Annotated in this window: 22 protein-coding genes and 2 pseudogenes; 6 read left to right on the forward strand and 18 right to left on the reverse strand. The window is 41.6% G+C overall.

All coding sequences use genetic code 11. The features are described 5' to 3' along the window. Positions 1–357: 357 nt before the first annotated feature. The 5 genes from RMX89_RS32180 to psaK form a co-directional block, all read right to left on the reverse strand. Positions 358–1,095: an SDR family oxidoreductase gene (locus RMX89_RS32180; protein ID WP_322691800.1), complete on the reverse strand. Its 738-nt coding sequence runs from the start codon at positions 1,093–1,095 to the stop codon at positions 358–360. Positions 1,096–2,497: 1,402 nt separating this feature from the next. Then, positions 2,498–4,426 (reverse strand): M48 family metallopeptidase, encoded by a 1,929-nt coding sequence (locus RMX89_RS32185; RefSeq protein WP_322691801.1) that lies wholly within the window; start codon positions 4,424–4,426, stop codon positions 2,498–2,500. A gap of 6 nt (positions 4,427–4,432) precedes the next feature. Next, the gene (locus RMX89_RS32190) at positions 4,433–5,020 is read right to left on the reverse strand and encodes a LemA family protein (RefSeq protein WP_322691802.1); all 588 of its coding nucleotides are present in this window, start codon (positions 5,018–5,020) and stop codon (positions 4,433–4,435) included. A 677-nt stretch (positions 5,021–5,697) separates the two neighbouring features. Continuing rightward, positions 5,698–5,949, reverse strand: a complete 252-nt coding sequence (locus RMX89_RS32195) for a hypothetical protein (RefSeq protein WP_322691803.1) — start codon at positions 5,947–5,949, stop codon at positions 5,698–5,700. A gap of 118 nt (positions 5,950–6,067) precedes the next feature. Further along, positions 6,068–6,328, reverse strand: coding sequence for a photosystem I reaction center subunit PsaK (gene psaK, locus RMX89_RS32200; RefSeq protein WP_322691804.1), 261 nt, complete (start codon positions 6,326–6,328; stop codon positions 6,068–6,070). Positions 6,329–6,860: 532 nt separating this feature from the next. On the opposite strand from psaK, the gene RMX89_RS32205 reads away from it, so the two are divergent. The 5 genes from RMX89_RS32205 (at position 6,861) to RMX89_RS32225 (ending at position 12,562) form a co-directional block, all read left to right on the forward strand. Beyond that, on the forward strand, positions 6,861–8,171 hold the full coding sequence (locus tag RMX89_RS32205) for an efflux RND transporter periplasmic adaptor subunit (RefSeq protein ID WP_322691805.1): 1,311 nt from the start codon (positions 6,861–6,863) through the stop codon (positions 8,169–8,171). A gap of 701 nt (positions 8,172–8,872) precedes the next feature. Further along, a complete protein-coding gene (locus RMX89_RS32210) occupies positions 8,873–9,346 on the forward strand; it encodes a hypothetical protein (protein WP_322672306.1) in 474 nt (157 codons plus the stop codon). Between the two features lie 356 nt (positions 9,347–9,702). Then, entirely contained in the window at positions 9,703–10,443 is a 741-nt protein-coding gene (locus tag RMX89_RS32215; RefSeq protein WP_322691806.1) for an SDR family oxidoreductase, read from the forward strand. Between the two features lie 75 nt (positions 10,444–10,518). Further along, positions 10,519–11,613 (forward strand): alkene reductase, encoded by a 1,095-nt coding sequence (locus RMX89_RS32220; RefSeq protein ID WP_322672308.1) that lies wholly within the window; start codon positions 10,519–10,521, stop codon positions 11,611–11,613. Between the two features lie 235 nt (positions 11,614–11,848). Then, positions 11,849–12,562, forward strand: a complete 714-nt coding sequence (locus tag RMX89_RS32225) for a rubrerythrin family protein (protein ID WP_322691807.1) — start codon at positions 11,849–11,851, stop codon at positions 12,560–12,562. A gap of 243 nt (positions 12,563–12,805) precedes the next feature. Here RMX89_RS32225 and RMX89_RS32230 read toward each other — a convergent pair whose 3' ends face one another. From RMX89_RS32230 to RMX89_RS32250, 5 genes and pseudogenes are all read right to left on the reverse strand, one after another. Further along, positions 12,806–13,381 carry a TMEM175 family protein gene (locus RMX89_RS32230; protein ID WP_322691808.1) on the reverse strand — a complete coding sequence of 192 codons (576 nt, stop codon included), beginning with the start codon at positions 13,379–13,381 and terminating at the stop codon, positions 12,806–12,808. Positions 13,382–13,491: 110 nt separating this feature from the next. Then, positions 13,492–14,130: a Uma2 family endonuclease gene (locus RMX89_RS32235; protein WP_322691809.1), complete on the reverse strand. Its 639-nt coding sequence runs from the start codon at positions 14,128–14,130 to the stop codon at positions 13,492–13,494. Between the two features lie 202 nt (positions 14,131–14,332). Continuing rightward, entirely contained in the window at positions 14,333–15,721 is a 1,389-nt protein-coding gene (hisS, locus tag RMX89_RS32240; RefSeq protein WP_322691810.1) for a histidine--tRNA ligase, read from the reverse strand. 89 nt (positions 15,722–15,810) lie between these two features. Beyond that, on the reverse strand, positions 15,811–16,257 hold the full coding sequence (locus RMX89_RS32245; protein ID WP_322672313.1) for a DUF3598 family protein: 447 nt from the start codon (positions 16,255–16,257) through the stop codon (positions 15,811–15,813). Positions 16,258–16,337: 80 nt separating this feature from the next. Beyond that, positions 16,338–16,587: pseudogene (locus RMX89_RS32250) on the reverse strand (aldehyde dehydrogenase); the annotation flags it as partial. Positions 16,588–16,669: 82 nt separating this feature from the next. Here RMX89_RS32250 and RMX89_RS32255 point away from each other — a divergent pair. Then, positions 16,670–16,858, forward strand: a complete 189-nt coding sequence (locus RMX89_RS32255) for a hypothetical protein (RefSeq protein WP_322691811.1) — start codon at positions 16,670–16,672, stop codon at positions 16,856–16,858. A gap of 40 nt (positions 16,859–16,898) precedes the next feature. On the opposite strand, the gene RMX89_RS32260 is transcribed toward RMX89_RS32255, so the two are convergent. From RMX89_RS32260 to pbpC, 8 genes and pseudogenes are all read right to left on the reverse strand, one after another. After that, positions 16,899–17,042 (reverse strand): hypothetical protein, encoded by a 144-nt coding sequence (locus RMX89_RS32260; protein WP_322691812.1) that lies wholly within the window; start codon positions 17,040–17,042, stop codon positions 16,899–16,901. A gap of 49 nt (positions 17,043–17,091) precedes the next feature. Continuing rightward, a pseudogene (locus RMX89_RS32265) lies at positions 17,092–17,322 on the reverse strand (hypothetical protein). Positions 17,323–17,380: 58 nt separating this feature from the next. Then, on the reverse strand, positions 17,381–17,755 hold the full coding sequence (locus RMX89_RS32270) for a type II toxin-antitoxin system RelE/ParE family toxin (RefSeq protein WP_322691813.1): 375 nt from the start codon (positions 17,753–17,755) through the stop codon (positions 17,381–17,383). Further along, positions 17,748–17,987, reverse strand: a complete 240-nt coding sequence (locus RMX89_RS32275) for a hypothetical protein (protein WP_322691814.1) — start codon at positions 17,985–17,987, stop codon at positions 17,748–17,750. The genes RMX89_RS32270 and RMX89_RS32275 overlap by 8 nt, the downstream gene beginning before the upstream one ends. 34 nt (positions 17,988–18,021) lie before the next feature. After that, on the reverse strand, positions 18,022–18,324 hold the full coding sequence (locus tag RMX89_RS32280; protein ID WP_322691815.1) for a hypothetical protein: 303 nt from the start codon (positions 18,322–18,324) through the stop codon (positions 18,022–18,024). A gap of 17 nt (positions 18,325–18,341) precedes the next feature. Next, on the reverse strand, positions 18,342–19,760 hold the full coding sequence (locus RMX89_RS32285; protein ID WP_322691816.1) for an aldehyde dehydrogenase family protein: 1,419 nt from the start codon (positions 19,758–19,760) through the stop codon (positions 18,342–18,344). A 325-nt stretch (positions 19,761–20,085) separates the two neighbouring features. Further along, positions 20,086–20,856 (reverse strand): red chlorophyll catabolite reductase, encoded by a 771-nt coding sequence (locus tag RMX89_RS32290; protein WP_322691817.1) that lies wholly within the window; start codon positions 20,854–20,856, stop codon positions 20,086–20,088. A 150-nt stretch (positions 20,857–21,006) separates the two neighbouring features. Continuing rightward, a partial coding sequence (gene pbpC / locus RMX89_RS32295) for a penicillin-binding protein 1C (RefSeq protein WP_322691818.1) occupies positions 21,007–22,970 on the reverse strand: 1,964 nt, incomplete at its 5' end.

Here is a 22,970-nt window from a genome sequence, read left to right on the forward strand (position 1 = left end):
TCTTTTAATCCTTTTATTCAGAATACTCGGAAAGTGACAGAAGAGGGATATAGCACAAGCCTTGGTGGTTAGGACATCAACAGACGATAAAACTTAGACACAAAAAGGCTTTTCACCCAGTCCCCAGCGATGCACTGAGCTTGTCGAAGTGTCCCCAGTCCCCAGTCCCTTGCTATAACGATCCGGCTTTGCAAATTGTCGTTAAGAAACTGCTGGCGAAGTTTCCGCAGTGGAGTATCGCTTGCGTGGATGGGGTGCTGGTGAATTAGGAGTAGTGAATCTGTACAATCGAGAAGAGTTTGGGCTTGCTGTTTAATACCCAGATACCCTTGCCTAGAGCGTTACCCGGCAATGTAGTTAACTTGATGACACCTCAATGACGTTTTGGGCAAAGCTTTTATAAGCATCGCCCATTTGTTTAGCTATCGAGTCAGGAAAGACATGAAAATCCCCAGCTTTGAGAGCTTTTATTATCCCCTCTGCCACAAGTGCAGGTGGCTCTGCAACCTCACTCATTCCTGCCGCATCGCTCATATCCGTGGCAATCGGGCCAGGGTGAACACTTAGCACAAGCGTGTCCTGCTCGCTCAATAGTTCTCGTAATGTCTGGGTGATTGAATAGGCCGCAGCTTTTGAGGCACAGTAAGTGGCAGAGTCGGGGAAACCCTTGAGCGAAGCAACAGAATTGATTTGGGCAAAGACACCACCTCCATTGGCTTTGAGTACTGGGGCAAACGCCTGAGCCATGTAGATCAATCCATATACATTGATGTTCATCTGAAATTCGAGAGCGGCGATCGCATTCTCAGCTAAGGGAGTTCCAGCTTGAAAGACTCCTGCATTATTGATAACTATTTGCACATCTGGGGCAGTTTGAGCAGCAGCAACAATAGATTGGGGATCGCCTAAATCAACCTGAATTGGTACTACCCGATCGCCATATTGTTCAACCAATGAGGAGACACTGTTGAGCTGACGAACAGCCGCATAGACTTTGGTGGCTCCGTGTTCAATAAACGACTCAACTATCGCCTTGCCGATGCCGCGATTTGCGCCCGTAACCAAAATGGTTTTGTCTTTGATGTCGTAGTTCATTGGGATTTCTCCTTATAGTTTTTCACGATCTGAAAAACCTTGGACAATCGCTCTAAGTTAGGGCAAAGAAATTTAGCTGCTCTCTTGAAGAAAGACTGCGGCTTCCACCGCTCCTTCTAGGATGGTATCATCATCTATCATGCGAATCTAGCAACACCAATTTTTTAGCAGTCTTGGAAGTTTGTGCTTTTGGACACCTCTTCCCAGGTATTGAAAGTTGTTGTTTAGGGAATGAATATTAGCACCAAAAGGATTATTATTGCTGGGGGAATAGTTTATTTTATGGAAGTCCCTAACTATTACCATTGTTAATGACTTGTCGTATCTTTTCACATATTGGGTATTTACTTACCCCACTCAACCTTACCCAAGCTTTAGATCCGGTGAGTGCAACAAATAGCTGGTTACGAAGGCTTGTACTTGGCATAAAATTTGACCGAGACAATTTTAGATTTTAGATGCAAGGATACAAGGATTAAACTCAAAATCTGTAATCTAAAAAAGGTTTCAAGCCTCTCCATTTATGGAGAATATTTAAAAAAATCATTATTGAAGCGAAGCCTCTTCTTTAAAGGAGAGATTAATCCAAAATCGGCGTGACCTCTCAAAACTTTTCAAACACCCTCTTAGAGTTTAGTATTTATTAATAGTAGTGTACAAACTATTGCACCAAGCATATAAACCATAGACGTGTCAGCATCTTTTAAAAATAGAATATAAAACATAGACAACACTACAAAAATTAACACTGTTATTTTCAACATAAAACCTAACAATTTCAACTATAAATACCAAAAAAATACATCAAAAATATATCTCACGTTTTTTGAAATTGTTGTTTGCAGAAAATAGTTCAATTTCTAATAATATTTAAGACTTTATACCATTTCTTTGTAAAGCTGCATATATTTACCCCCCAGCTACGCTGTCCTCCCAAGGCATCGGGGGGACTACAGGGGGGTCTTATTATGTGCATTTTCATGCAGAATTAGTATTAGCGTGAAAAAATTATTGAATCGCTATTCTTAATATATTTCTCAAGTGATTATTTACCTGATTGTAATTATGACAGTTTTTTTTGTGGTAGTAACTAATCTAGACAAAAGTACCGATACCAAGTACTTTTATCTGTCTAAGTTAAATCTTGGTCAGAAATATGCCGTCTCTATAGCAATCCCATTTGATTTCTGAATTAATCGTAGGGACTAGGGACTGGGGACTGGGGACTGGGGACTGGGAAGAAGGAATAAAGGTGTACTGAGTTTTTTTCACGCAATCAAATATGAGTCTTATACCATTATTTATTTTATTCTCTGAAAGTCCCTTAGTTAGATAATCTAGATAGTGTGAGCTTCTTTTTATTTTTTAGCAACCCCTAAATCATTGTGTCTCACTCGTTACATTAAGTTCGTTTTGGAGAAGGTTGTTTCTGTTTTGAAACACTAGGCTGAGAATTTAAAAATGGGGGGATGGGACACTCTAGCGTTATGGCGATCGCTCTGAGTAAATCTGCTTCTGAAGGAGTAACTTTGTTATCTAGTAGTACCGTGTGGGCGCAAGCATCAACAATAGATTGTTTGAGTTTGGGAGTGGCAAGACGCAGGCGTTCAATACTTTTCTTTAGTTCAGTAAAATTACAACTTAATGGCATTTCTGGTTTTTCTTGCTCTCCGGCTTTGGGAAGTCGAAAAACTCCAGAACGAAAAGCATAGGCGATGTCTTCAGTGGACGCATCAGGTTGGGAGTGTCCGACACGAGCAATTACGGACAATATTAATAGACTATCTGGCCAAATCTGTTCGATGGAGGTGAATTCTACGGTTGTAGTAGATGCAGGATTTATACTAGTTTGAAGACGATGCCACAGTATTAATTGCAACACAAAATGCCACAGCGATAAACTTCCCGTAGCTACAACTAAACCGTGGACGCATTTGCATAGCCTTTGGCATTCTTTGGCATTTTGGCGCAATATAGGCACTGCCAAATCCACAAGTGGCAAGCGAATTCTAGGATCTAACTGATTAATTTCGCTACTTAGTTCTAAGGTTTTCTCTACCAAATCAGCAGGCTGTACCTCTCGTAACCAAGCAATTTGACGTTCTTGAATTTGGAGATTTTCTGTATCTAAGGCTAACGCTAAAGCGATCGCCATTGCACTTTGTTGCTCCCGCGCACCCAAACGCAAAGATTCTGGTAATTGCGATAACAGCGCTTGAGCATGGGCAAAATGCTCTGGTGTAACGCTTCCAACTTGATTTACAACCTGTTTTGGTGTGGTATTGCCACCACCAGCAAAGCCCATTGTTAGGGATTCCTGAGAAGGGGAACGCATTTGATTGCGAGATGGCATTGCTGCTAAATTGCTGACGTTCAAACCCCCAACCCGGCGGATACGTTCTGCTAAGGGTGGGTGGGTAGAAAACATATCTTCCCAGAAAGAGGGGTTGAGGGCATTGCCAAAAAACATGTGGCTAGAGGCTTCTGCTCCAGGCGATATTAACCGTGAATCCATCTGTTGGAGTTTTTGGAAGACTCCGGTAAGTCCGTTGGGGTTGCGAGTGAACTGTACGGCTGAAGCATCAGCGAGAAATTCGCGTTGGCGAGAGACGGCGGCTTTAATCAAGCGTCCGCAAAGTAATCCGATACCGCCAATGGCCATTAGTGCCAAACCAAACGCCCAGATAGGTAAACCCTTGTCTTCCTTTCCTAAGCGGAAGCTATCGCGAAGCCGCCAGAGCAATTCCCCGGTTAAATAAATGAATAAAATCCCATGCAGTAGTCCCACTAAACGCAAATTTAGCCGCATATCTCCATTGAGAATATGACTAAATTCGTGGCCGATGACTCCTTGTAACTCATCCCGGCTCAAGTTTTCCAAAGTTCCACGGGTAACTCCAATTACAGCATCATTGGGCGTAAATCCGGCAGCAAAGGCATTAATGCTGGTTTCTCTGTCGAGGAGATAAACTTGGGGGACGGAAATACCAGAAGCGATCGCCATTTCCTCGACAATATTTAATAGTTGTCGCCCTTGTTCGTCGGCCATTTCTGGTAGCAGAAGTCTTCCTCCTAACTCTTGGGCAATGACGCTTCCGCCTTGACGGAGACAGGCAATTTTATACAAACTTCCGATGGCGATCGCAATTATTGTAATCCCAGCTACGTAGAGAAATAAGCCTGGATGCCACCAAACACGAGGAGCCATGCGAAACAGAAATAAAGTGGCAATATAAATCGCCATAATCATAACTGCGATCGACAAAGAAAATAATCCGATTAATTGTTGCGTATTTTGGCGTGCCCGATCCTGATGTTCAAAGAAGTTCATAGACACCTAAAAAGATACGCGTGGAGCATTTCTTATTTCTGGGGTAGCTTCAGGAAGCAATTCTGCAACAGTAAAGTTAAATGTATTTGCCACCAGGTTGCTGGGAAAAGATTCGCTCTTGGTGTTGTAAAGTGTCACCGCGTCATTAAAAGCCTGACGGGCAAAAGCAATCCGGTTTTCAGTGGAAGATAATTCTTCCATTACCTGAGTCATGGCGCGATCGGCTTTCAATTCTGGATAAGATTCTGAAATTACCATCAACCGACTTAACGCACCCGTTAGCGCCCCTTCAGCATTGCCCAACTGTTGCATCGCTTGGGGATCGCCAGGATTTTGTACCGCACGACTGCTAGCATTAATTGCAGAATTCCGAGCGGCAATAACTGCTTCTAAGGTTTCTCGCTCATGTTTCATGTACCCTTTGGCAGTTTCCACCAAGTTGGGAATTAAATCATAGCGGCGCTGTAATTGAACATCGATTTGAGAATAAGCATTTTTGTAACGGTTGCGATACTTAACTAAATCGTTGTAGGCATTAATGATAATTACAGCAACAATGGCAACTAAAGCAACAGAAAATATTAAAAGCCCCATATTTTTAGATTATTTCCATCAGGTACTTACTTTTTTGCAGATTTACCAAACACGGTAATCTTGATATCCAGCAAAATTAGTGTGGATATAAAGATGAGTCTACTTGTAGCAAGTTGGCTTCGTCGTCTGTAGAATTAGTTACGCAAGTTTACTGATGTAAGATTTTTAAATAACCGCAGAGGCGCAGAGAACGCAGAGTGAAATAATTTACAACAATTCCAAACTATTTGTGTCTAAGTATTTAGGCATAAATAAATTAAAGTTTGTAATAAACCACATCTAGTTTGCATAATCTGAAATTGTACATTTCTTGTGGGGTGGGCGTCTCGCCCGCCCAATATATGCAAGTTTAATGTGGAACAGCTTAGTAAAGACTTTAGTCCTAATAATCCTTGCTCTGAGCGATAAATCACTCACTACAAATTAAGAGTTTATTTTATTGTATTTAATTATATCAACCTACTTACCTACTTATCATCTCTCTTTTCTCTGTGTACTCTGCGCCTCTGGAGTCGATTAAAAATTCTAGCCAGATATATCATATCATGTCCGCCAAATTACCCATAATAAAAGAACCCCACCCCCAACCCCTCCCCGCCTGCGGGGAGGGGAGACAAAGCACAGCTTTGGCGGGGTGGGGTTCTTCGGGTCTAATAAGCAATCAAGCGGACATGATATCACTTATGAATCTGCATAAATAGGGAATAACCACTAACAGCAAAAATAAAAAGGATGGCGGCAGGAAAAATTACTACATCCCTTACAATAAATAAAATCCAATCTTTTCTTAATTCTTGTTTAAACTTGAGTTCTCGCAGTTTTCGCTCAAGTTCTACGTCTTCTTGTGACTGCAAGTTGACAGGTGACAAACTTAGCGGATTATCGCCTTTGCTGGTAATTCTTTTTGATAAATCTGTTATATCTGTCATGCCGTTGAGATACTGATATTACTTAGTGTCTCATAAAAAAGAGCCAGAGAGTTTTAACTCTCTGGCTCAAAGCTGGAGACAAAAGAATCATCAAATAAAGGCTAACTTGAGTAAGAATCTAAATTCTTCCCAGGTTATGCAACCCTAAAATAGCGCCCACACCTAAGATATGGCCAAAGGCAGCACTTGCTAAAAACGCTGGTACACCAAAATTACCAAGGAAATTGGCTGAGGGTAGTTTTGGTTCTGCGTTGGGATACTTGATGGTAGATTTGCCAAAGGCAATGGCAATGATATTAGCAATAATCATAATCAGTCCAACTGTAGGACTCCATTGCAGAGGTGTGGTTGCAGCACCGAGTAAGGTTGAAGTTAACACCTAGATTTGCTCCTGAAATTTATTAATGGTTGAAAACATAATCTGAAACTTTCCGAAGCAAATTCAAGAAATTACCTGATTTTGCATCAATATTTAACAGTTATTCTTACTACTTAATACAAAATGAGTTTAATGCAGCGAGCTGATTGTGCTAGCTAGTTTGAATTTCAATGTCTGAAACAAGCGAACCGTTAGTATTGATTTATACTTATAGTTGAATTCAGCAGTAAAATACGCTTTATATCTGGGTAACAGACTTAATTTGCGTACCTCCCGAACTTGAAATCTGCTGTAGATAAAAGTGATTTCGATAAAATTATCCCCGACTTTTTGAAGGATACAGTTGAAGTCAGAAATTTCAGGAGCGGATTCACCTTTCGGTAGATTTAGACAGAATCATCAAAACTGTATATTTGGATGGAATAACACATAATTTGCCGCAAAACCTCATGCCAAATCAGTAATTTCAAGAACGACAGATGAAATTTTGATTGAATTGTAGTTAATTTGTTCCTTAAGTTCCTCAAAAGCCATGACATCCCCTGAGCCTCAAACTGATTTGGGAGAAAAAGCTCCAGAAACGTCATTTGAGCCACCTTCTGGAAAACGGCGGTGGCTTTGGTTGAGTTTAGCCGCACTCTTATTATTAGGGGGCGGAGCAGCTATAGTTTGGCGTTTACTCACTCCACAAAATTCAGCACCTTCAAATGCTAACGCTCAACCTCAAGGGGTAAGAGTCAAAATATCAACAGTACAAAGCGGCATAATTGAGGAAAGTTCAGATTTTATTGCTAGTCTAAAATCCCTGCGCTCAGTGACGCTTCAGCCGAGAATTCAGGGTCAAGTTACCCAGATACTTGTCAAATCTGGAGATCCAGTTGTCCAAGGAGCGCCAATTCTCCAAGTAGATTCTACACCACAGGCAGCGATCGCTAGGAATAATCCTGTGCCTCAAGCATTTTTAATGCAACTGGCAAATGCCCGCGCCACACTCAAATCTTTAGAAGCAGAACGACCCTCTTATGTTGCGAATCTGCAATTGTACCAGCAGAACTACGAAAAGTTTGTCAACCTAGCTGAACAAGGAGCCGTGTCTCGACAGGCTAGCAATCAGTTTGCTAATCGTCTGGCCAATGCTAAGACTAGTCTGGATGCAATAGATTCCAGAATTCAAGCACAACGAGCCTCTATCTTGCAGGCTGAAAAATCTTTGCAGCAATCTAATGTAAATCCTCAAACACAACAGCCCCAGTCTGACAAAATTGCCGCTCCTTTTAGTGGCACAGTTGGCAACATCCCTGTGAAAGTTGGTGATTTAGTTAATACTTCTACACCATTAGTTAATATCACCCAAAATCGGCCCTTAGAAGTGAATATCTCTGTACCACTACAACAAGGGCCCCAATTGCGTAAGGGTATGCCAGTAGAGGTGATGAACACACAAGGTCAAAAGCTTGGTAGAAGTAGGATATTTTTTATTGCACCTAATGCCAGCAATGAAACACAAACGATACTGATTAAAGCACTGTTTGACAACACTAATGGTCAGCTACGTGCAGATCAATTGGTCAGGACTAGAGTGTTCTGGAATCAGCGCCCCGGAGTTTTAATTCCCACAACAGCAATGACTCGTGTAGGTGGGGACACTTTTGTTTATGTAGTTGAAACAGAGATATCTCCCCAAGGTGTATCCCAACAAGTAGCTCGGCAAAGGCGAGTAAAGCTAGGCGAGATCAAAGGTAATAATTACCAAGTTATTGAAGGATTACAGCCAGAAGATAAAGTTATTATTTCAGGGTTGCTCAATCTTAGGGATGGTGTTGCGATCGTTCCAGAATTTTAATTAAGGGGAGTAGCACTTCGACTTCGCTCAGTGACCGAGGAGCAAGGGAGAAGTCTCAATCTTGTCTCATAACAATCTTCACTCAAGAGCGTTACTATAGCGATCGCTCTTTGTTGGAGAACTTGAAAAATAGTCTCTAAGCTCGACTTTATCCATTTTTTTCACAACGCGATCGCTTAATCTGAAACCTTTGTAGGACAGGAGTTTTACTTTTTTAGCTTCATCGACGATCTATCACATGGAAAAAGTATTTGCCAAAAAGCTAGGGTTTTTGCCGGATAAAGAAAGCGAGTTCTTAATTTTGGATAAAGTCGAGCTAAGTGTCTATCTATGCAATACACTCTGAACTCACTCCACTCTTTTCTCCTAAAAAGAAAGCATTAGTGAAATTGTTTTAAGATATAACTCGTTTTGTCAATAGTGATTACGCTGTAAATTATCTATGCTATTGAGTATCTCATTAAGCTTTATACTAAATTTTATGGCAAGGATGAACGATGCTTTTAAATATGCGTAGGCGTAGCTAGTCTTTTCTATGAAACGCTATGCGAAGGCATCACAGGCTGGAAATTTGCGTTTGTAACCTCAATTTTTACTAAATTTAATCACCATTACTTATTGACAAATGGTTAATGACCTTAACCTGTCACCAATGAGTAAAGGTAAGCAATTACTTGATTACCTAACAGAGGCAAACAATTATGTCAGTGAAAATCATCCAATCTAAGTTTGGTTTAGTTTTAACTTGTTTACTTGGACAAATAATGTTGTTGGCTGCGCCAGTACAAGCTGGAGTGGAGGGCAAAAGCTACGATGTCAATGTTCAGTCAAGTCAGGGAGATAATTTTACTGCTTGTTTTGAATTTAACGCCAATGGTAGCAGCCTTCGCTCTGTTGGACAAGACGCTACTTATGAGCTAAACGCTACTTATAGCCGTACAAATCAAGGTCGGGATCAGAGAAATTGGCAAGCAGTAACAAATCCCAATTCAGAAGAAAGTGTCGCACTTAGCGGTCAGGTAAGAGGAGACTTGATTCCAGATCGGAGGATAAGTGGTAATGCTATCAATTCTAAAGGCACTACTTATACATTTAATGGAACACTCTTATCTGGGGAAGTATGTCCAGAGTTTTTGATTCAAGGGGAAGGTCAAGAAAATCCCTTCTTCAAATAATTTAATCTACGCAGATATGATAAACCAGATGACCTTTTGGTTAACGAAGACAGACAATTTATAAAAGATGTTTGTAGACTATGGTCAAGACAATACCTGTGTCATCAGCATTTAAATTCTGTCAAGTTCGGTAGGGCGTAGTTTACTGCCGTAGGCATTGTGTTTAGCTCAATGAAGACTCTATAAGTTCAATTTAGCTTCATTTCTCCCGCCTGAGAGTTACTTGAATTCACTGGCGGGATTTTGGCTGGAATCAAGTCGGGAGTTTTAGCAGCGATCGCTAAATTTAATCTTGGTACAGTACCTTTAACAATAGATAATCATTTTAGTTAACCAAAATTAAACTAGATTAATCTATGGCATCAATAACCGGGAAAGTTGCAATTATTACTGGTGCATCGCGGGGAATTGGACGAGCGATCGCACTCAAGTTAGCTGGTAATGGCGCATCTATTGTCGTTAACTATGCAGGGAATGCAGGCAAAGCACAAGAAGTTGTTGCAGAAATTGAAAAGTTGGGAGTAGAAGCGATCACTATTCAAGCTGATATTAGCAAAGTACCCGACATCAAAAGGTTATTTGAACAAACACTTGAACGTTTTGGTAAAGTCGATATTTTGGTCAATAATGCCGGAATTGCTTTCTATAAACCAATTACTGAGGTGACAGAAGAAGATTTCGACGCGATTTTTGCCATTAATGTTAAAGGCACTTTTTTTGCTTGTCAACAAGCCGCGCAGCACATGACAGAAGGCGGACGGATTATCAATTTTTCCTCATCAACTACGGTGATGATGCTGCCAACTTATAGTGCTTATGTAGGAACCAAGGGTGCTGTTGAACAAATCACACGGGTACTAGCTAAAGAATTAGGTGCAAAAGCGATCGCAGTTAATGTTATTTCTCCTGGCCCCACGGATACAGAACTATTCCGAGAAGGCAAAACACAAGAACAGATAGATCGTTTAGCGCAAATGGCTGCTTTTAATAAACTGGGAGATGTGCAAGAAATCGCCGATGTAGTAGCGTTTCTCGCTAGCGACGAAGCTAGGTGGATCACTGGGCAAAATATTCGTGTCAACGGTGGAATCGCGTGAGGAAAAGCTCTCCTAACGATCCCCGTTTTCAAACCTCAGTCAGGAATGTGCAACGCCGTAATCGAAATTTAAGTCATGAATTCCAATATCAATCTTTTCACACCAGTTCAACTTGGCCCTTATACTCTACCAAACCGAATCGTAATGGCACCGATGACGCGTTTACGGGCAATTGCAAGTATTCCCAACTCGCTAATGGCAACTTACTACACCCAACGCGCCAGTGCTGGGCTGATCGTTACTGAATGTACAATGGTTTCACCTCTGAGTTTAGGATACATTAACTGCCCAGGAATTTACTCAGAAGAACAAGTGGCAGGATGGCGGTTGATAACTAATGCAGTACACGAACAAGGGGGCAGAATTTTTTTGCAACTTTGGCATTCTGGGAGAGTTTCTCACTCAGCTTTACTTAATGGAGAATTGCCAGTTGCTCCCAGTGCAATCGCAGGGATTGGCTCACTTCACACACCCATAGGTAAAGTATCGTTGGAAACTCCCCGCGCTTTAGAAACTCCAGAAATTACTGAAATTGTCGAGCAATTTCGCAAAGGTGCCGAAAATGCCTTGGCAGCTGGTTTTGATGGGATTGAACTTCACGGTGCATTTGGCTATTTAATCGATCAATTTCTCCAAGATGGCTCGAACCAGCGCACAGATGAGTATGGCGGTTCAATAGAAAAGCGTAGCCGATTCCTCTTAGAAGTTGTGGAAGCAGTCGCTAGCGTTTGGGGTGCAAACCGAGTTGGGATCAAACTTTCGCCAAGTAACACTTTTTATGGAATGCATGACTCCAACCCTCAAGAAACTTTTGGTTATGCTATCAATGCTCTTAACCCCTTTGGACTTGCCTATCTTCACCTGATGGAACCGAACGAAGTCGATTTAGCAACCCGCGAAGTCATGAACCCAGTTACACCCTACTTTCGGCAAATATTCCAAGGTACTTTGATTACTAATGGTGGCTACGATCGCCAAACAGGAGATAGCATTCTTGCTAGTAGCAATGCAGATTTAGTTTCTTTTGGCAAGTTATATCTTGCTAATCCTGACTTACCAAAACGCTTAGAACTTAACGCCCATTTGAACGCTCCAGATCCAAAAACATTTTATGCCCCTGACGCTACAGGATACACCGACTATCCATTTTTAGAACTTCAGACAAATTAAAGCAATCATAGTCATCTCTAAATCAAAAATATAATTTGTCAGTTGTACCATTTTTCGGTTTTATAATTGTCCAAGTAGGAAAACACAGCCGTGCTAGCTTCTGATTAAAACGGATTGCTGAATATGGGATGACATTTGTATAAAGTATTTATAACTTATACAAATAACGGCTGATTATCCGGTTGTAGAGTCTGTGCTTTTGCACTAAATATCACTTATCAGGCATTAAAAAATTATGGATTTGTCTAACTTTACTACACTTCAAAACTTAGAAGCTGCCTTTGGTGGCGAATCGATGGCAAATCGTAAGTATCTGTTTTTCGCAGATGTAGCGCGTCAACTTGGGTTTACAGACTTGGCGAAACTTTTTAAAGAAACAGCAGATCAAGAAACTGAACACGCTTTTGCACATTTTAAGTTACTACATCCAGAACTTGTGGTAGAAGATGCAGCTGCTTTAACTGATGAACAAAAGCGGGAAATTGTATCTCGCTGTTTATCTTTGGCAATTGAAGGCGAGACTTACGAATATACTACAATGTATCCAGATTTTGCCGCAGATGCCCAACGCGATCGCGACAATCCAGCAGCTGAAGAATTTCTCAAACAAGCTCAAGAATCTACCGATCATGCCAATACATTTCGAGAAGCTGCTCACCGTTTTGGCTTGTTAAAATTCATCGAAAATTACCACGCCGATCGCTACGCTGAAGCCTTAGAAGTATTAAATGGAGGACAAGCAGCAACTAGAGTTGCTGGTGAAGAACCTAAAACTCGGAAATGGATTTGTAAACAATGCAGCATGATTTACGATCCCGTTGCTGGCGATCCTGATTCGGGAATTGCACCTGGTACACCTTTTGAAGAAATTCCTGAAGACTGGGAATGTCCGATTTGCGGTGCTAGCAAAAAAACCTTTAAACCATTTGAGGAAAAAGTTGCAGCTTAAGACGACAATCAATTAGGCAATCTTTTTTAGCAACTAAACGCGAAGCGTCTTAAAAGATACTTCGCGTTCTTGATTTTTTATACGTACAAATTAAATGCGTAACAGCTGAGGTATAGCACAAGCCTTGGTGATTAGGACATCAACAGACGATAAAACTTAGACACAAAAAGGCTTTTCACCCAGTCCCCAGTCCCCAGTCCCCAGTCCCCAGTCCCCAGTCCCTTGCTATAATTCGTAATTCCTTTAGGAAGTGTAAATCTTCTCAATGCGACGGTCAGGAATCAGCCACATGATTGCGACTAAAACGTACAATGCACAAGCAAACCATGAGTTGACAAAGGCAAGTGCAATTCCCACAGCATAGACAACTACTGATATTTTTCCTTTGAAGTCTTCACCAACTGCGATCGCTAGAGTCGAATCTTTGCCGTGGTGAGAAATCAGGGTGCGGGTAAGAATGAAGTAAGCGATCGCATTCAACAACAACACCGTACCATAAAGGGCAACAGGCATGGCAGCAAAGTGATTCTCGCCCATCCAACCAGTGACGAAGGGGATTAGCGACAACCAAAACAGCAGATGCAAATTCGCCCAAAGGATACGCCCATTAACCTGTCGGACTGCTTGTAGTAGGTGATGGTGATTGTTCCAGTAGATGCCGATATATATAAAACTCAACACATAGCTCAGAAATACTGGGATTAGTGGACGTAGCGCGGCTAAATCGAACCCATGCGGCACTTTGATTTCCAGCACCATGATAGTGATAATGATGGCAATCACCCCATCGCTGAATGCTTCTAATCTCCCTTTTCCCATGTACGCATTCCTTTTCTATTTATTTAAAAGTAAGTTGTGAGACTCTGTACTTTATCGTATCAAGTAGCCACCGTTGATGAAGATTCTCTGCAAGCGCAAAATCAAAATCTTTAATTCTCACTTGCCAATTTCCGCCGTAATTCCCGAATAGCAGCGCTAGTATTGCGCTCGTAGGCAATTTTTAGAGACTCTGTGACTACTTCTGACACATTCATGTTAGGGAAATAACGGCTATTGGTTTCAACAGTGTAGCGATCGCCCTGCAATCTGTAAATTACCAGCTGGTTTTTCCTAAACAACCAAACTTCTGGTACTCGATAAGGTAGGTAGTCATTAACATCGGTGTAGCTGGTGATGTCTATTTCCACCACTAAATCGGGTGATGGATCGACACCCCAATTGATGCGATCTTTACCTGCGATTGCTTCCCAGTTTTCAATATAAAAACAGTAGTCTGGTTCTATACCACTTTTCTGTGGTAGTTCCATTGTGATTGGGGTAAAAGCCTCGTATTCTCGTCCCAAACAATCGAGCAAAACTTTGACTACATCTGCAATTACACTTACTTTAGGCCCATGTTCTGGTAGCGGTGCCATCAAGAGAATTTCTCCATCTCGATATTTAATACGAGGCGAGGAGCGATCGCCTAGTTGTTCATTGAGTGCTTGATAATCTTGCCAGCTTCCAGGTAGGCGTACTACTGCGCCTGGGGGCAAATGGATTGTATCGGGTGTGACAACAGCAAACATAGAACTGAACCTCCACCTCAACTGTAATGCTTTAAATATCAACTGCTGCGACTGAAAAATACAGCAGCTATAACAATGAAACCTAAAAGTGCTATAGGAACCCAGAGATTAGGGACATCCGATAAACTCATAAATGACTTCCAAATAAATATGATATATGAGGCAGATTGCAATAGACAGTTGCTACTTGATAAATCAACTTTTAAGTAAGCCTTCTTTTAACTTCCTCAGCTAGATTTTCTAGTAGTACTTCTACTTGTTCGCCTGTTTTCAAATCTTTGAGCGATGACTTTTGTGTTGCTGCTTCTTCAGAACCAATAATTACGCAAAATTGAATTCCTTGCTTCTCTGCTAATTGAAATTGTTTACCCAAGGGACGCTTATCAAAGTTAGTTATGACGTTAATTCCCGCCTGACGCAGACGTTGAGAAACTTTTAAATAAGTAGGCATTAAATCTTCCTGCATATTCACTACCATCACTTGGGCTGGTGTAGCAGCTAAGGTATTTAGAATACCAGCTTTTAACAAACGACTAATTAAGCGAGTTAAGCCGATAGAAATACCGACACCAGGCATTTTTTCGCCCAAGAAGACCCCGACTAATTCTTCATATCTACCGCCAGAACAAATACTACCTAAAGCTTCATGTCCTAATAGAGTTGTTTCGTAAACTGTACCAGTATAGTAATCAAGACCACGGGCAATGGATAAATCAATACAGAAACGATTTTCGGCAACTCCGAGATTACGCACTCCAGCAATTACCGTTTCTAATTCGCTAACTCCTAAACTCAATTGCTCGGTTTCTGGCAAATTTTGGGCAAGGTGCTTGAGCTTATCTAAGACTTCATCAACGGAACCGTCTATTTTGATAAATTCAATGATTTTTTGCGCCTGCTCGGCTGCAATTCCTTCTTTTTCTAAATCTTGTTTGACTTTACTTTCACCAATTTTTTCTAGAGTGTCAACAATACCAATACAAGATTTTATCTGATTTTCAGCAATACCCAATGATTTAAAGAAACCAGTCAGAACTTTTCGGTTGTTGATGCGAATCAGAAAATCACCAATATTAATTGCTTCAAATATCTCAGTAATAATTGCAGGCATCTGAGCATCATAGAGCAAACTGAGTTCGCGACGCGCAACTACATCAATATCGCACTGGCGGAACTGACGAAAACGCCCATCTTTCGCCCGTTCTCCCCGAAAAACTACATCGGTTTGATAACGAGCAAAGGGAAAGGTTAATTCATTCAGATGACGGGCAATATACGCTGCTAAAGGAACTGTTTGATCGAACTTTAAAGCTCTGGCTTCCGAACCAGTTTCGCCCGATTTATCTCTCTCGGCTTGTCGATTTGGTGGCAATATGGGATTGATTCCATAAATGATATTATCGCCTTGATTACCTTTAGCTTGTAGCACTTCTAAACGTTCTACAGCAGGTGTTTCGATGGGCGTAAATCCATAGCTTTCAAAAACTCTACGGATGATATCTAACAAATATAATTCTAAACGTTTTTCGCTAGGAAGAAATTCTGGAAACCCGCTAGGGGTAGAAAAGTTTATTTTGTCACCTTTGGCCATGCGTATACCTTACTAAGTTGAAATTTGAGATGAGAGTTATATCATGTCTAGTTGATTACTGAAACCCCTGACAGATTTTACTCCTATGTCTATTTTATTCGTTCTTCTTGCACCAATGTACGTTGATAGAGTTGATCGTTCTTAAACCAATGCCAGGTACGGAAACGATAGTTATTGCAAGGACTGAGGTAAATCACCTCATACAAGTAAGCACTCGGAGCCTTCTTAAAAGTAAATCGGAACATAATAGTTGCATCGTCTACTTCCCAAGCATTACCCTTAAGGCGTTCAGTGTCAAACCATACTTTTTTATCTCGATATAAACCAGGAAAATGATGTTCTTCTTGTTTGCCATTAGGCCATTTATAGCGATTTATTTGGTAGTATGAATAAGGAGGGTTTTCAATAAATTTGCAGCTTAAATGAGAAGTATATTTATCTAAAATTTTTCCTTCTGTATCAACTAGTGTATAAGAACCAGACCACTCTCCTTCTTGACGGGCCATTAGGGGCATTTCTATTTTCATGATAGACATGTTAAACTCCTATTTCTATAAGCTTTATTAGAGACTATTATTTTTCTTGTTATGAATTATCTATTATCCCTTCAGTATTCTTAATTATTAAACCACCAGGGGTCACTCATTGAGTTAGTTTTTAATCAAAATAGCTTTTTTTGGCATGAACCGTTTCAGCGCCGCTGCACCCATACGTGACTGTCTCAAACCGGAGAATTTGAAAGCGTTTTTGTCTGCCTCATGCATGATGGCTGTGAGTCCAGCATCGTTGATACTAATAGCACCTGCATCTATCTGGTAGGCAACTTCTAAGGCTTCTGTTTCTGAGGCAAATACAGCAGCACTTAATCAGTGCGGGCACGATTGTTATTATCAGGACTAATATTCCTTCTCGAATAAGTGAGCTACAACTTAATTATGTTCGCATATTATGAGTAGAGAGTGGGGAAGGTTATCAAAGACAGCTTTATTAATCATCGCTGGCGTAAATTCTTTAGATAAACTGGCAAAACCAATACTACACGCTGCCATGACATCGCTGTGGCCGCCAAAAATTGAGAGAGTTTGCGTGGCTAGCGATCGCCTTACGATCTATCCACTTGAGCAAATTTATATCTAGCAACCTTTTTGGCCTTTCTTATCCGTCGAACCCACACCAATTAATGCCGAAATCCTGACTGAAAATTCTGCAATGCAAAATTCTGTTTTTCTTCCAAGCGATGCCTGCGGCGGGCTACGCCTACGCGTTTTTCGTCGGCTTCTAATGTTCCGGTTAAACGGCTGCAAGTAACCTCTGTATCCACACAAATATCTTTCGCCAGTCCCGTCGCCTGCGATCGCTAGTTGACGGTTTTATTGTCCACGCCCTGGCTTGCAATCTGCAAAACCCAACGCCTCTGTGTCGAGAAAACTTGCGATTCTCTTTCAGAGACACTACGTGAACGCCATCTCAATAACTGCTTCGATTGGATATTCAATTTCAGTAGCACGAGCTATTAGAGCGGTACGAATTCGTTCAGGTAAGCATCCTAAAATAACTTCGGCATCATTGGGGGAAAGTTGCTCTTGGAGTTTGGCTTCCATCGCTTTACTACCCTTAGGTTGGAATTTGGACGTTGTAGGTAGGTTCGGTGGCTCTTGTTTAGATATCCTCTTTATCTTCGATCGCGCGTTGCTCATATTCTGTAATGATGCTCTGAATGTCATCTGCGGCAATATCGACTTGTTCAGATTTTGCATAAATAGTCAGCAAAATAATTCCCGTTGCTGTCTTGACATAGTAAATCAGACGATAGCCGCCGCTTTTACCTTTTTGAGTGTCGCTATTTCGGACTCTTAACTTGAAGACCGCATAACCAACCCCAGGTATTTGATCTCCTGGCAACTCTCCCTGTTCAAGTTGTTCGATGACGGGTTGTATATCATTCCGAATACTGCGATACTTCTTGGCAAGAGTGCGTAGATTTCGGTTGAATGTTGGCGAAACTTCAACTTGAATCAAAGGCTGTTCAGTCATTTTCAAGCCCTTCCCAAAGTTGAGCAACTGGGATAGTTTGCCCAGTCATGGCTTCGTGCCAAGCTTGCCGGAAATCTGCTAAGACTTCTGCTTGAGATTGATCGTTTAGAATTTCCTCTTCTGAAATTAGAATAATAACTTCTACGCGACTGTTTTTATCTGTCATGAGAGGATAATCTAAGGTTAGTTGTCCTTGCTCATTAATCGTTGCCATGACTTTAACTGCTTTCATTGCTATTCCAATATGCTAAGTAGTAGTGGTTAGGTTAATGTCCAAGTGTTTTATGAACGAATGGACTTGTTTTGTGAACGAATAGACTTGTGTTCTGAACGAATGGACTTGTTTTGTGAACGAACAGACTTGTGTTCTGAACCAAAACCATCAAAATTCTTCCAGATGCTTTGATTATCGCGGACGAAACTGTGGCAGAGGCGATCGCCTCTAGTAAAATAGATATTTTGAACAAGATGCCAATGCGATGCCAACTCTTGGAGACGCTTTGCGTAGCTTGCTTCTTTAAAGGAGTACGGCGGCAAGCTACGCCATTGGTTACGCTAATCAGTTGCATAGTGACGATCGCATTGGTCACTCCCCATTTTCAAACCACCAAGGGTCATTAGTAGCATTAGTTTTAATCAAAATAGCTTTTTTTCGCATAAATCGTTTCATCGCTGCTGCACCTATGCGTGACTGTCCCAAACCGGAGAATTTGAAGGGGTTTTTCTCTCCCTCATGCATGATGGCGGTGAGTCCAGCATCGTTGATACTAATAGCACCTGCATCTATTTGGTATGCAACTTCTAAGGCTTCTGTTTCTGAGGCAAATACAGCAGCACTTAATCCATAGATTGAGTCATTGGCTAAAGAGATTGCTTCACCTACTACAGAAAAAGGCATGACTGGCATAATCGGGCCAAAAGTCTCTTCGGTCATGACTTTCATGGAATGATTAACTTGGGTAAGCACTGTGGGACGACACCACCAACCCCCACCTAAATCCTCTATTACACCACCGCAGTGAATTACTGCTCCTTTTTCCACTGCATCTAGAAGATGATCGCTAATGATGGCTGCTTGTCTTTCGGCAATAATCGGGCCGATTTCTCCACTTTCGACTGTGGGATAGGCTAGCTCAAGGCGATGTGCTTTGGCTACTAGTTGATGGTAAAACTTTTCAAATATGGAGTCTGCAACGTAAATGCGCTCAATTGAGAGGCATGACTGCCCGGTGTTGACAACAGAACTCCACAAGATTGCTGAGGTTGCTAATTCTAAGTTGGCTGATTCTAAAACGATCGCTGGATCTTTTCCTCCTAATTCCAAAAAAGCTGGAATAAACTGTTTTGCAGCTGCTTGTGCAACTTTTCTCCCTGTGGCTACACTGCCTGTAAAACATACCAAATCTACATTTTCAATTAAAAGAGATCCGGTTGCACCTGCTCCTTCGACAAAAGTTAATACCTCGTGCAGTTTGGGAACGGTGTTGAGTGCTGTAATTAGTGGTGCTACAAAGCGGGGAGTGATTTCACTGGGTTTAACAATGACAGCACAACCTGCCAACAACGCCGGAATGGTATCAATAGTAGACAGTGACAGGGGAAAATTCCACGGGCTAATTACCCCAACTAAGGGATAAGGAACAGATGTTTGTTGCAAGGCAATAAAGGGAATGGCTGTATTTTTTGCCGATTCTTGCAGCAATTCCGGTGCTAACCGACACCAGCGATCGATGCTGGAGAGGAAGGAGTCTATTTCTAATACCGAGGCTGACAATCTTCCTGTATCATTTACCAAAGCTTCCGTGAGGCGATCGCGTCCAGATATTATCGCATCCTTCCACTGCTGTAAAGCTTCAATTCTCCCCTCTAAGCTTAATTTCTGCCAGCGAACTTGTGCCCGGCGCGTCCGCTTACATTGCTGTACCACCAGCCTTGGAGGCGGCGGGATAATTACGTAATCAAATTTGCCAGTTCGGGGATTGCGGACTTCTATTGGTTTTGTCATTTGTCATTTGTCATTTGTTATTACTTCCTAATCCCCAATTTCCATTCCCAAATTCAAATCATCCCCAAGTTGGTGAAGCACTCAATGGTGGTTTGCTGTGTTTGCAGGAAGTGTTTGCGGTCTACTTCTCTTCCAGCATAGTATTAGCAGGGTAAAAGTGTGATTGGCGATCGCGAGTGAAGGTTGATTGCACAACAGGTAACTTGCGATGCTAAAGCGCAGTACGATTTTAAATTAGTGGACATGGAAAATTGAGAGTCATAACAAATGACCAATGACCAATGACCAATGACAAATGACAAATGACCAATGACAAATGACTAATTTAGAGAATCCGATCGCCACCCCAGAGCGATTGCACAAGTTTATCTGTCAATTCCGAGCCAAACATTTGTGCGGCAAATTTATTACCTGGATCGCGTTCAGCACTGATACGGCGGAGCGCTAAATCACGAGCAGCTAAAGCTTCTCGTGCATCTTCTGGCACAGGTTCGGCTGCATCTACCCAAGTTAACCAGCGATCGAGTGTTTCGCGTGCAAGTGTGCGAGTGAGTTCGAGAGTTTCAAAAGTAGGTGCGCCTGTGTAACACAAGCTAACAGGCGATTGAAATAGACGAATATAAGTACTTTTGCTGGTAAATACCTTGAGCCTAGAATCTGACTGTAACTTTAAGAATGTTTGATTAACTGGCTCATAGTAGCGATCGAGATATGCCAAATCGGTTAAAAGCTCAGTTCTGGCAATGTAATCTATATAAAAGAAAATATTTCCATCTGGAAGTGTGCCAAACTCAAAGGCCAAATGAGGAACCTGAATATGGGACTTCAACCAAGTAGTGAGACGCATAGTACCAAAGTTTGATTTTTCCGGGTTTCCCAACCACGAATGCACTAGCCAGTCAATTTCTTCTCCAGAAAAAGCAGTCAGCGAACCTTTCATGTTGCCATCAAGACTGCTATATTGCTGTAAATTTTCTACAGAAGCATCTGGATGTAACTGAAAACGAGCCTCTAATTTTTGGCGGAGTTCCTTTGTAATCTCCCACAACTGCTCAAATACAGCTTTATTATCTAAATCAGTTGGTTGCTGAGTCATGGTTTGAGTTTGCAGTTTTTTTATAAACTTCATATTTAGTTTGACACTTTCCGGTATCTAATTCGTTAGCGATCGGGACTTACGCACAAGTCACGGAAGATCAAACCACAGAGAACGCAGAGAACACAGAGGAATAAGAGTTAGAGAGCTTCAATTATTACTAATAGAAAATCCTCGACGCGTAGGTTTAACATTAGCTAACTCTACCTGAAAGCTTACTTTGTCGTTCATTTCCCCGCTTCTTGCTTCCAAAGTCCACTTACCAGGACGTAAATTCCAAAATAAAGAATTAGGTGAGTTTGTATCTAACTTTTCGCCATTTAACCACCACTCGACTGGTGCAGATTTATTTCCCGCTAGCTTAAATTCGAGTTTTTGCTGCGTTTCTTCACCAGGATAAACTAAAAATAAATCGCCATGATGCGGAGATAAAATTCTCAAACTGGCAGAAGTAAAATTTGATTGCTGTTGTTTTGCTAACCATTCATCATACTCTGGTGGCAAATTGAATTGATGCTCGCGTTCATAATTACTTTTATCTTCAGGATAGAAATATTCCTGCACCACTGAGGTACAATCTGGGGTGGGTCGTAATCCAGAAATTGCACAAACAGGTAATTGCACTAAACCTTCTGGAGATGGAAAACCTGCTGGTTCTTGATGTTCGTGCAGATGTAACATAATTCGATTCCATAAAGGTGCTGCGCCCGTCACACCTGAAACTTGTCGCATCGGTTCGCCGTTGAAGTTGCCTACCCAAGTAGCGACGGTGTAATCTGTAGTGAAGCCAACAGTCCAAGTATCCCGAAAATTGGAAGAAGTGCCAGTTTTAACAGCAACAGGAAAGGGTAAATTTAACACCGAGTCTACACCAAATGCTGTTGCACGAGCATAGCTGTCACTGAGTATGTTAGTGATTAATTGCCAGATTGTGTGATTAAGGAGTGGGGAGTTTGTAGAGACGCGATTCATCGCGTCTGTAGGGATTGGGGAATTGGAAAATGTGCTTACTAAAGGAATTGCCTCTCCTTGTCGTGCTATGGTCAGATAAGCACGGGCTAATTCCCAAAGACTGACTTCGCCACTACCTAGAGTCAAACCTAAACCATAATGTTCTGGAGTTTGATTGAGGTGTTCAAATCCCAGTTGATGCAATCGTTTTAAGAAAGTTTCCACACCTACTTTTTCTAACACCTTTATTGCAGGTACATTTAAAGAATTTGCTAAAGCGATTCGTACCCGCACAGGGCCAAGAAATCTTTCGGTGTAATCTGTGGGGCTGTAAAGTTTCGCGCCGGGAATTGCATAATGGGCGGGTACATCTGCCAAAATGCTGTTTGGGCGAATTAAACCTTTTTCTAAAGCTAATTCATAAACAAAAGGCTTGAGGGTAGAACCTGGTTGACGTAGTGCTTGCACTCCATCATTGCGTCCCAGTTTAGCTTCATTAAAGTAATCAGGTGAACCGACATAAGCCAAAACTTCACCAGTGTGGTTGTCAATCACCAACGCAGCAGCATCATGGACATTGTTAGCGGCTAAAGAAGAAATTATCTGTTGTACCTGTGCTTCCACAAACTGCTGCAAAGGGCGATTTATAGTCGTGCGGATGGGGGAATTTTGTTCTGTTTGCGTTTTATCAAACTGATTGGCTAACCAAAATAAAAAGTGTGGTGCAGCGATAATTCCCCGTTGGCGAGACTGAAACACAACCTTTTCGGTGTGTGTTCGGGTTGCGTTCGTCGCAGACGTTGGCGCAGCCATCGCACCACTAATATACTTTTCCTGTACCATCCGATTAAGGACGTATTTTTGTCGCTGCTTCAGCCGTTCCCAATGCTCGTAAGGATTAAAATATGTAGGATTATTGGGAATAGCAGCCAACAAACTAGCTTGAGCAAGATTCAACTCACTAGCTGGAATGGAAAAATAAGTCTGTGCGGCTGCTTCCACACCATATATATTCCCGCCCATTGGTAGCCGATTGATATATGCAGCCAGAATTTCATCTTTGTTCATCCCTGCTGCTAACCGCCAAGCTAGCCAAATTTCGCTCAGTTTACCAGAGAAGCTGCGCGGCACGGGATCTAACATCCGCGCTAACTGCATAGTAA

This window comes from Nostoc sp. DedSLP04 (assembly GCF_034530775.1).
In the GTDB taxonomy this organism is placed as follows: domain Bacteria; phylum Cyanobacteriota; class Cyanobacteriia; order Cyanobacteriales; family Nostocaceae; genus Nostoc.

What these genes read in the sequence shown, in the direction of transcription:
- RMX89_RS32215 (WP_322691806.1), top strand. Translation starts at nt 9,703, where the DNA reads ATGGCATCAATAACCGGGAAAGTTGCAATTATTACTGGTGCATCGCGG.
- RMX89_RS32280 (WP_322691815.1), bottom strand. Translation starts at nt 18,324, where the DNA reads ATGCAACTGATTAGCGTAACCAATGGCGTAGCTTGCCGCCGTACTCCT.
- RMX89_RS32270 (WP_322691813.1), bottom strand. Translation starts at nt 17,755, where the DNA reads ATGACTGAACAGCCTTTGATTCAAGTTGAAGTTTCGCCAACATTCAAC.
- RMX89_RS32190 (WP_322691802.1), bottom strand. Translation starts at nt 5,020, where the DNA reads ATGGGGCTTTTAATATTTTCTGTTGCTTTAGTTGCCATTGTTGCTGTA.
- RMX89_RS32210 (WP_322672306.1), top strand. Translation starts at nt 8,873, where the DNA reads ATGTCAGTGAAAATCATCCAATCTAAGTTTGGTTTAGTTTTAACTTGT.
- RMX89_RS32220 (WP_322672308.1), top strand. Translation starts at nt 10,519, where the DNA reads ATGAATTCCAATATCAATCTTTTCACACCAGTTCAACTTGGCCCTTAT.
- RMX89_RS32195 (WP_322691803.1), bottom strand. Translation starts at nt 5,949, where the DNA reads ATGACAGATATAACAGATTTATCAAAAAGAATTACCAGCAAAGGCGAT.
- hisS (WP_322691810.1), bottom strand. Translation starts at nt 15,721, where the DNA reads ATGGCCAAAGGTGACAAAATAAACTTTTCTACCCCTAGCGGGTTTCCA.
- RMX89_RS32290 (WP_322691817.1), bottom strand. Translation starts at nt 20,856, where the DNA reads ATGACTCAGCAACCAACTGATTTAGATAATAAAGCTGTATTTGAGCAG.
- RMX89_RS32245 (WP_322672313.1), bottom strand. Translation starts at nt 16,257, where the DNA reads ATGTCTATCATGAAAATAGAAATGCCCCTAATGGCCCGTCAAGAAGGA.
- RMX89_RS32225 (WP_322691807.1), top strand. Translation starts at nt 11,849, where the DNA reads ATGGATTTGTCTAACTTTACTACACTTCAAAACTTAGAAGCTGCCTTT.
- RMX89_RS32230 (WP_322691808.1), bottom strand. Translation starts at nt 13,381, where the DNA reads ATGGGAAAAGGGAGATTAGAAGCATTCAGCGATGGGGTGATTGCCATC.
- RMX89_RS32255 (WP_322691811.1), top strand. Translation starts at nt 16,670, where the DNA reads ATGAGTAGAGAGTGGGGAAGGTTATCAAAGACAGCTTTATTAATCATC.
- RMX89_RS32185 (WP_322691801.1), bottom strand. Translation starts at nt 4,426, where the DNA reads ATGAACTTCTTTGAACATCAGGATCGGGCACGCCAAAATACGCAACAA.
- RMX89_RS32235 (WP_322691809.1), bottom strand. Translation starts at nt 14,130, where the DNA reads ATGTTTGCTGTTGTCACACCCGATACAATCCATTTGCCCCCAGGCGCA.
- RMX89_RS32205 (WP_322691805.1), top strand. Translation starts at nt 6,861, where the DNA reads ATGACATCCCCTGAGCCTCAAACTGATTTGGGAGAAAAAGCTCCAGAA.
- RMX89_RS32285 (WP_322691816.1), bottom strand. Translation starts at nt 19,760, where the DNA reads ATGACAAAACCAATAGAAGTCCGCAATCCCCGAACTGGCAAATTTGAT.
- RMX89_RS32180 (WP_322691800.1), bottom strand. Translation starts at nt 1,095, where the DNA reads ATGAACTACGACATCAAAGACAAAACCATTTTGGTTACGGGCGCAAAT.
- RMX89_RS32275 (WP_322691814.1), bottom strand. Translation starts at nt 17,987, where the DNA reads ATGAAAGCAGTTAAAGTCATGGCAACGATTAATGAGCAAGGACAACTA.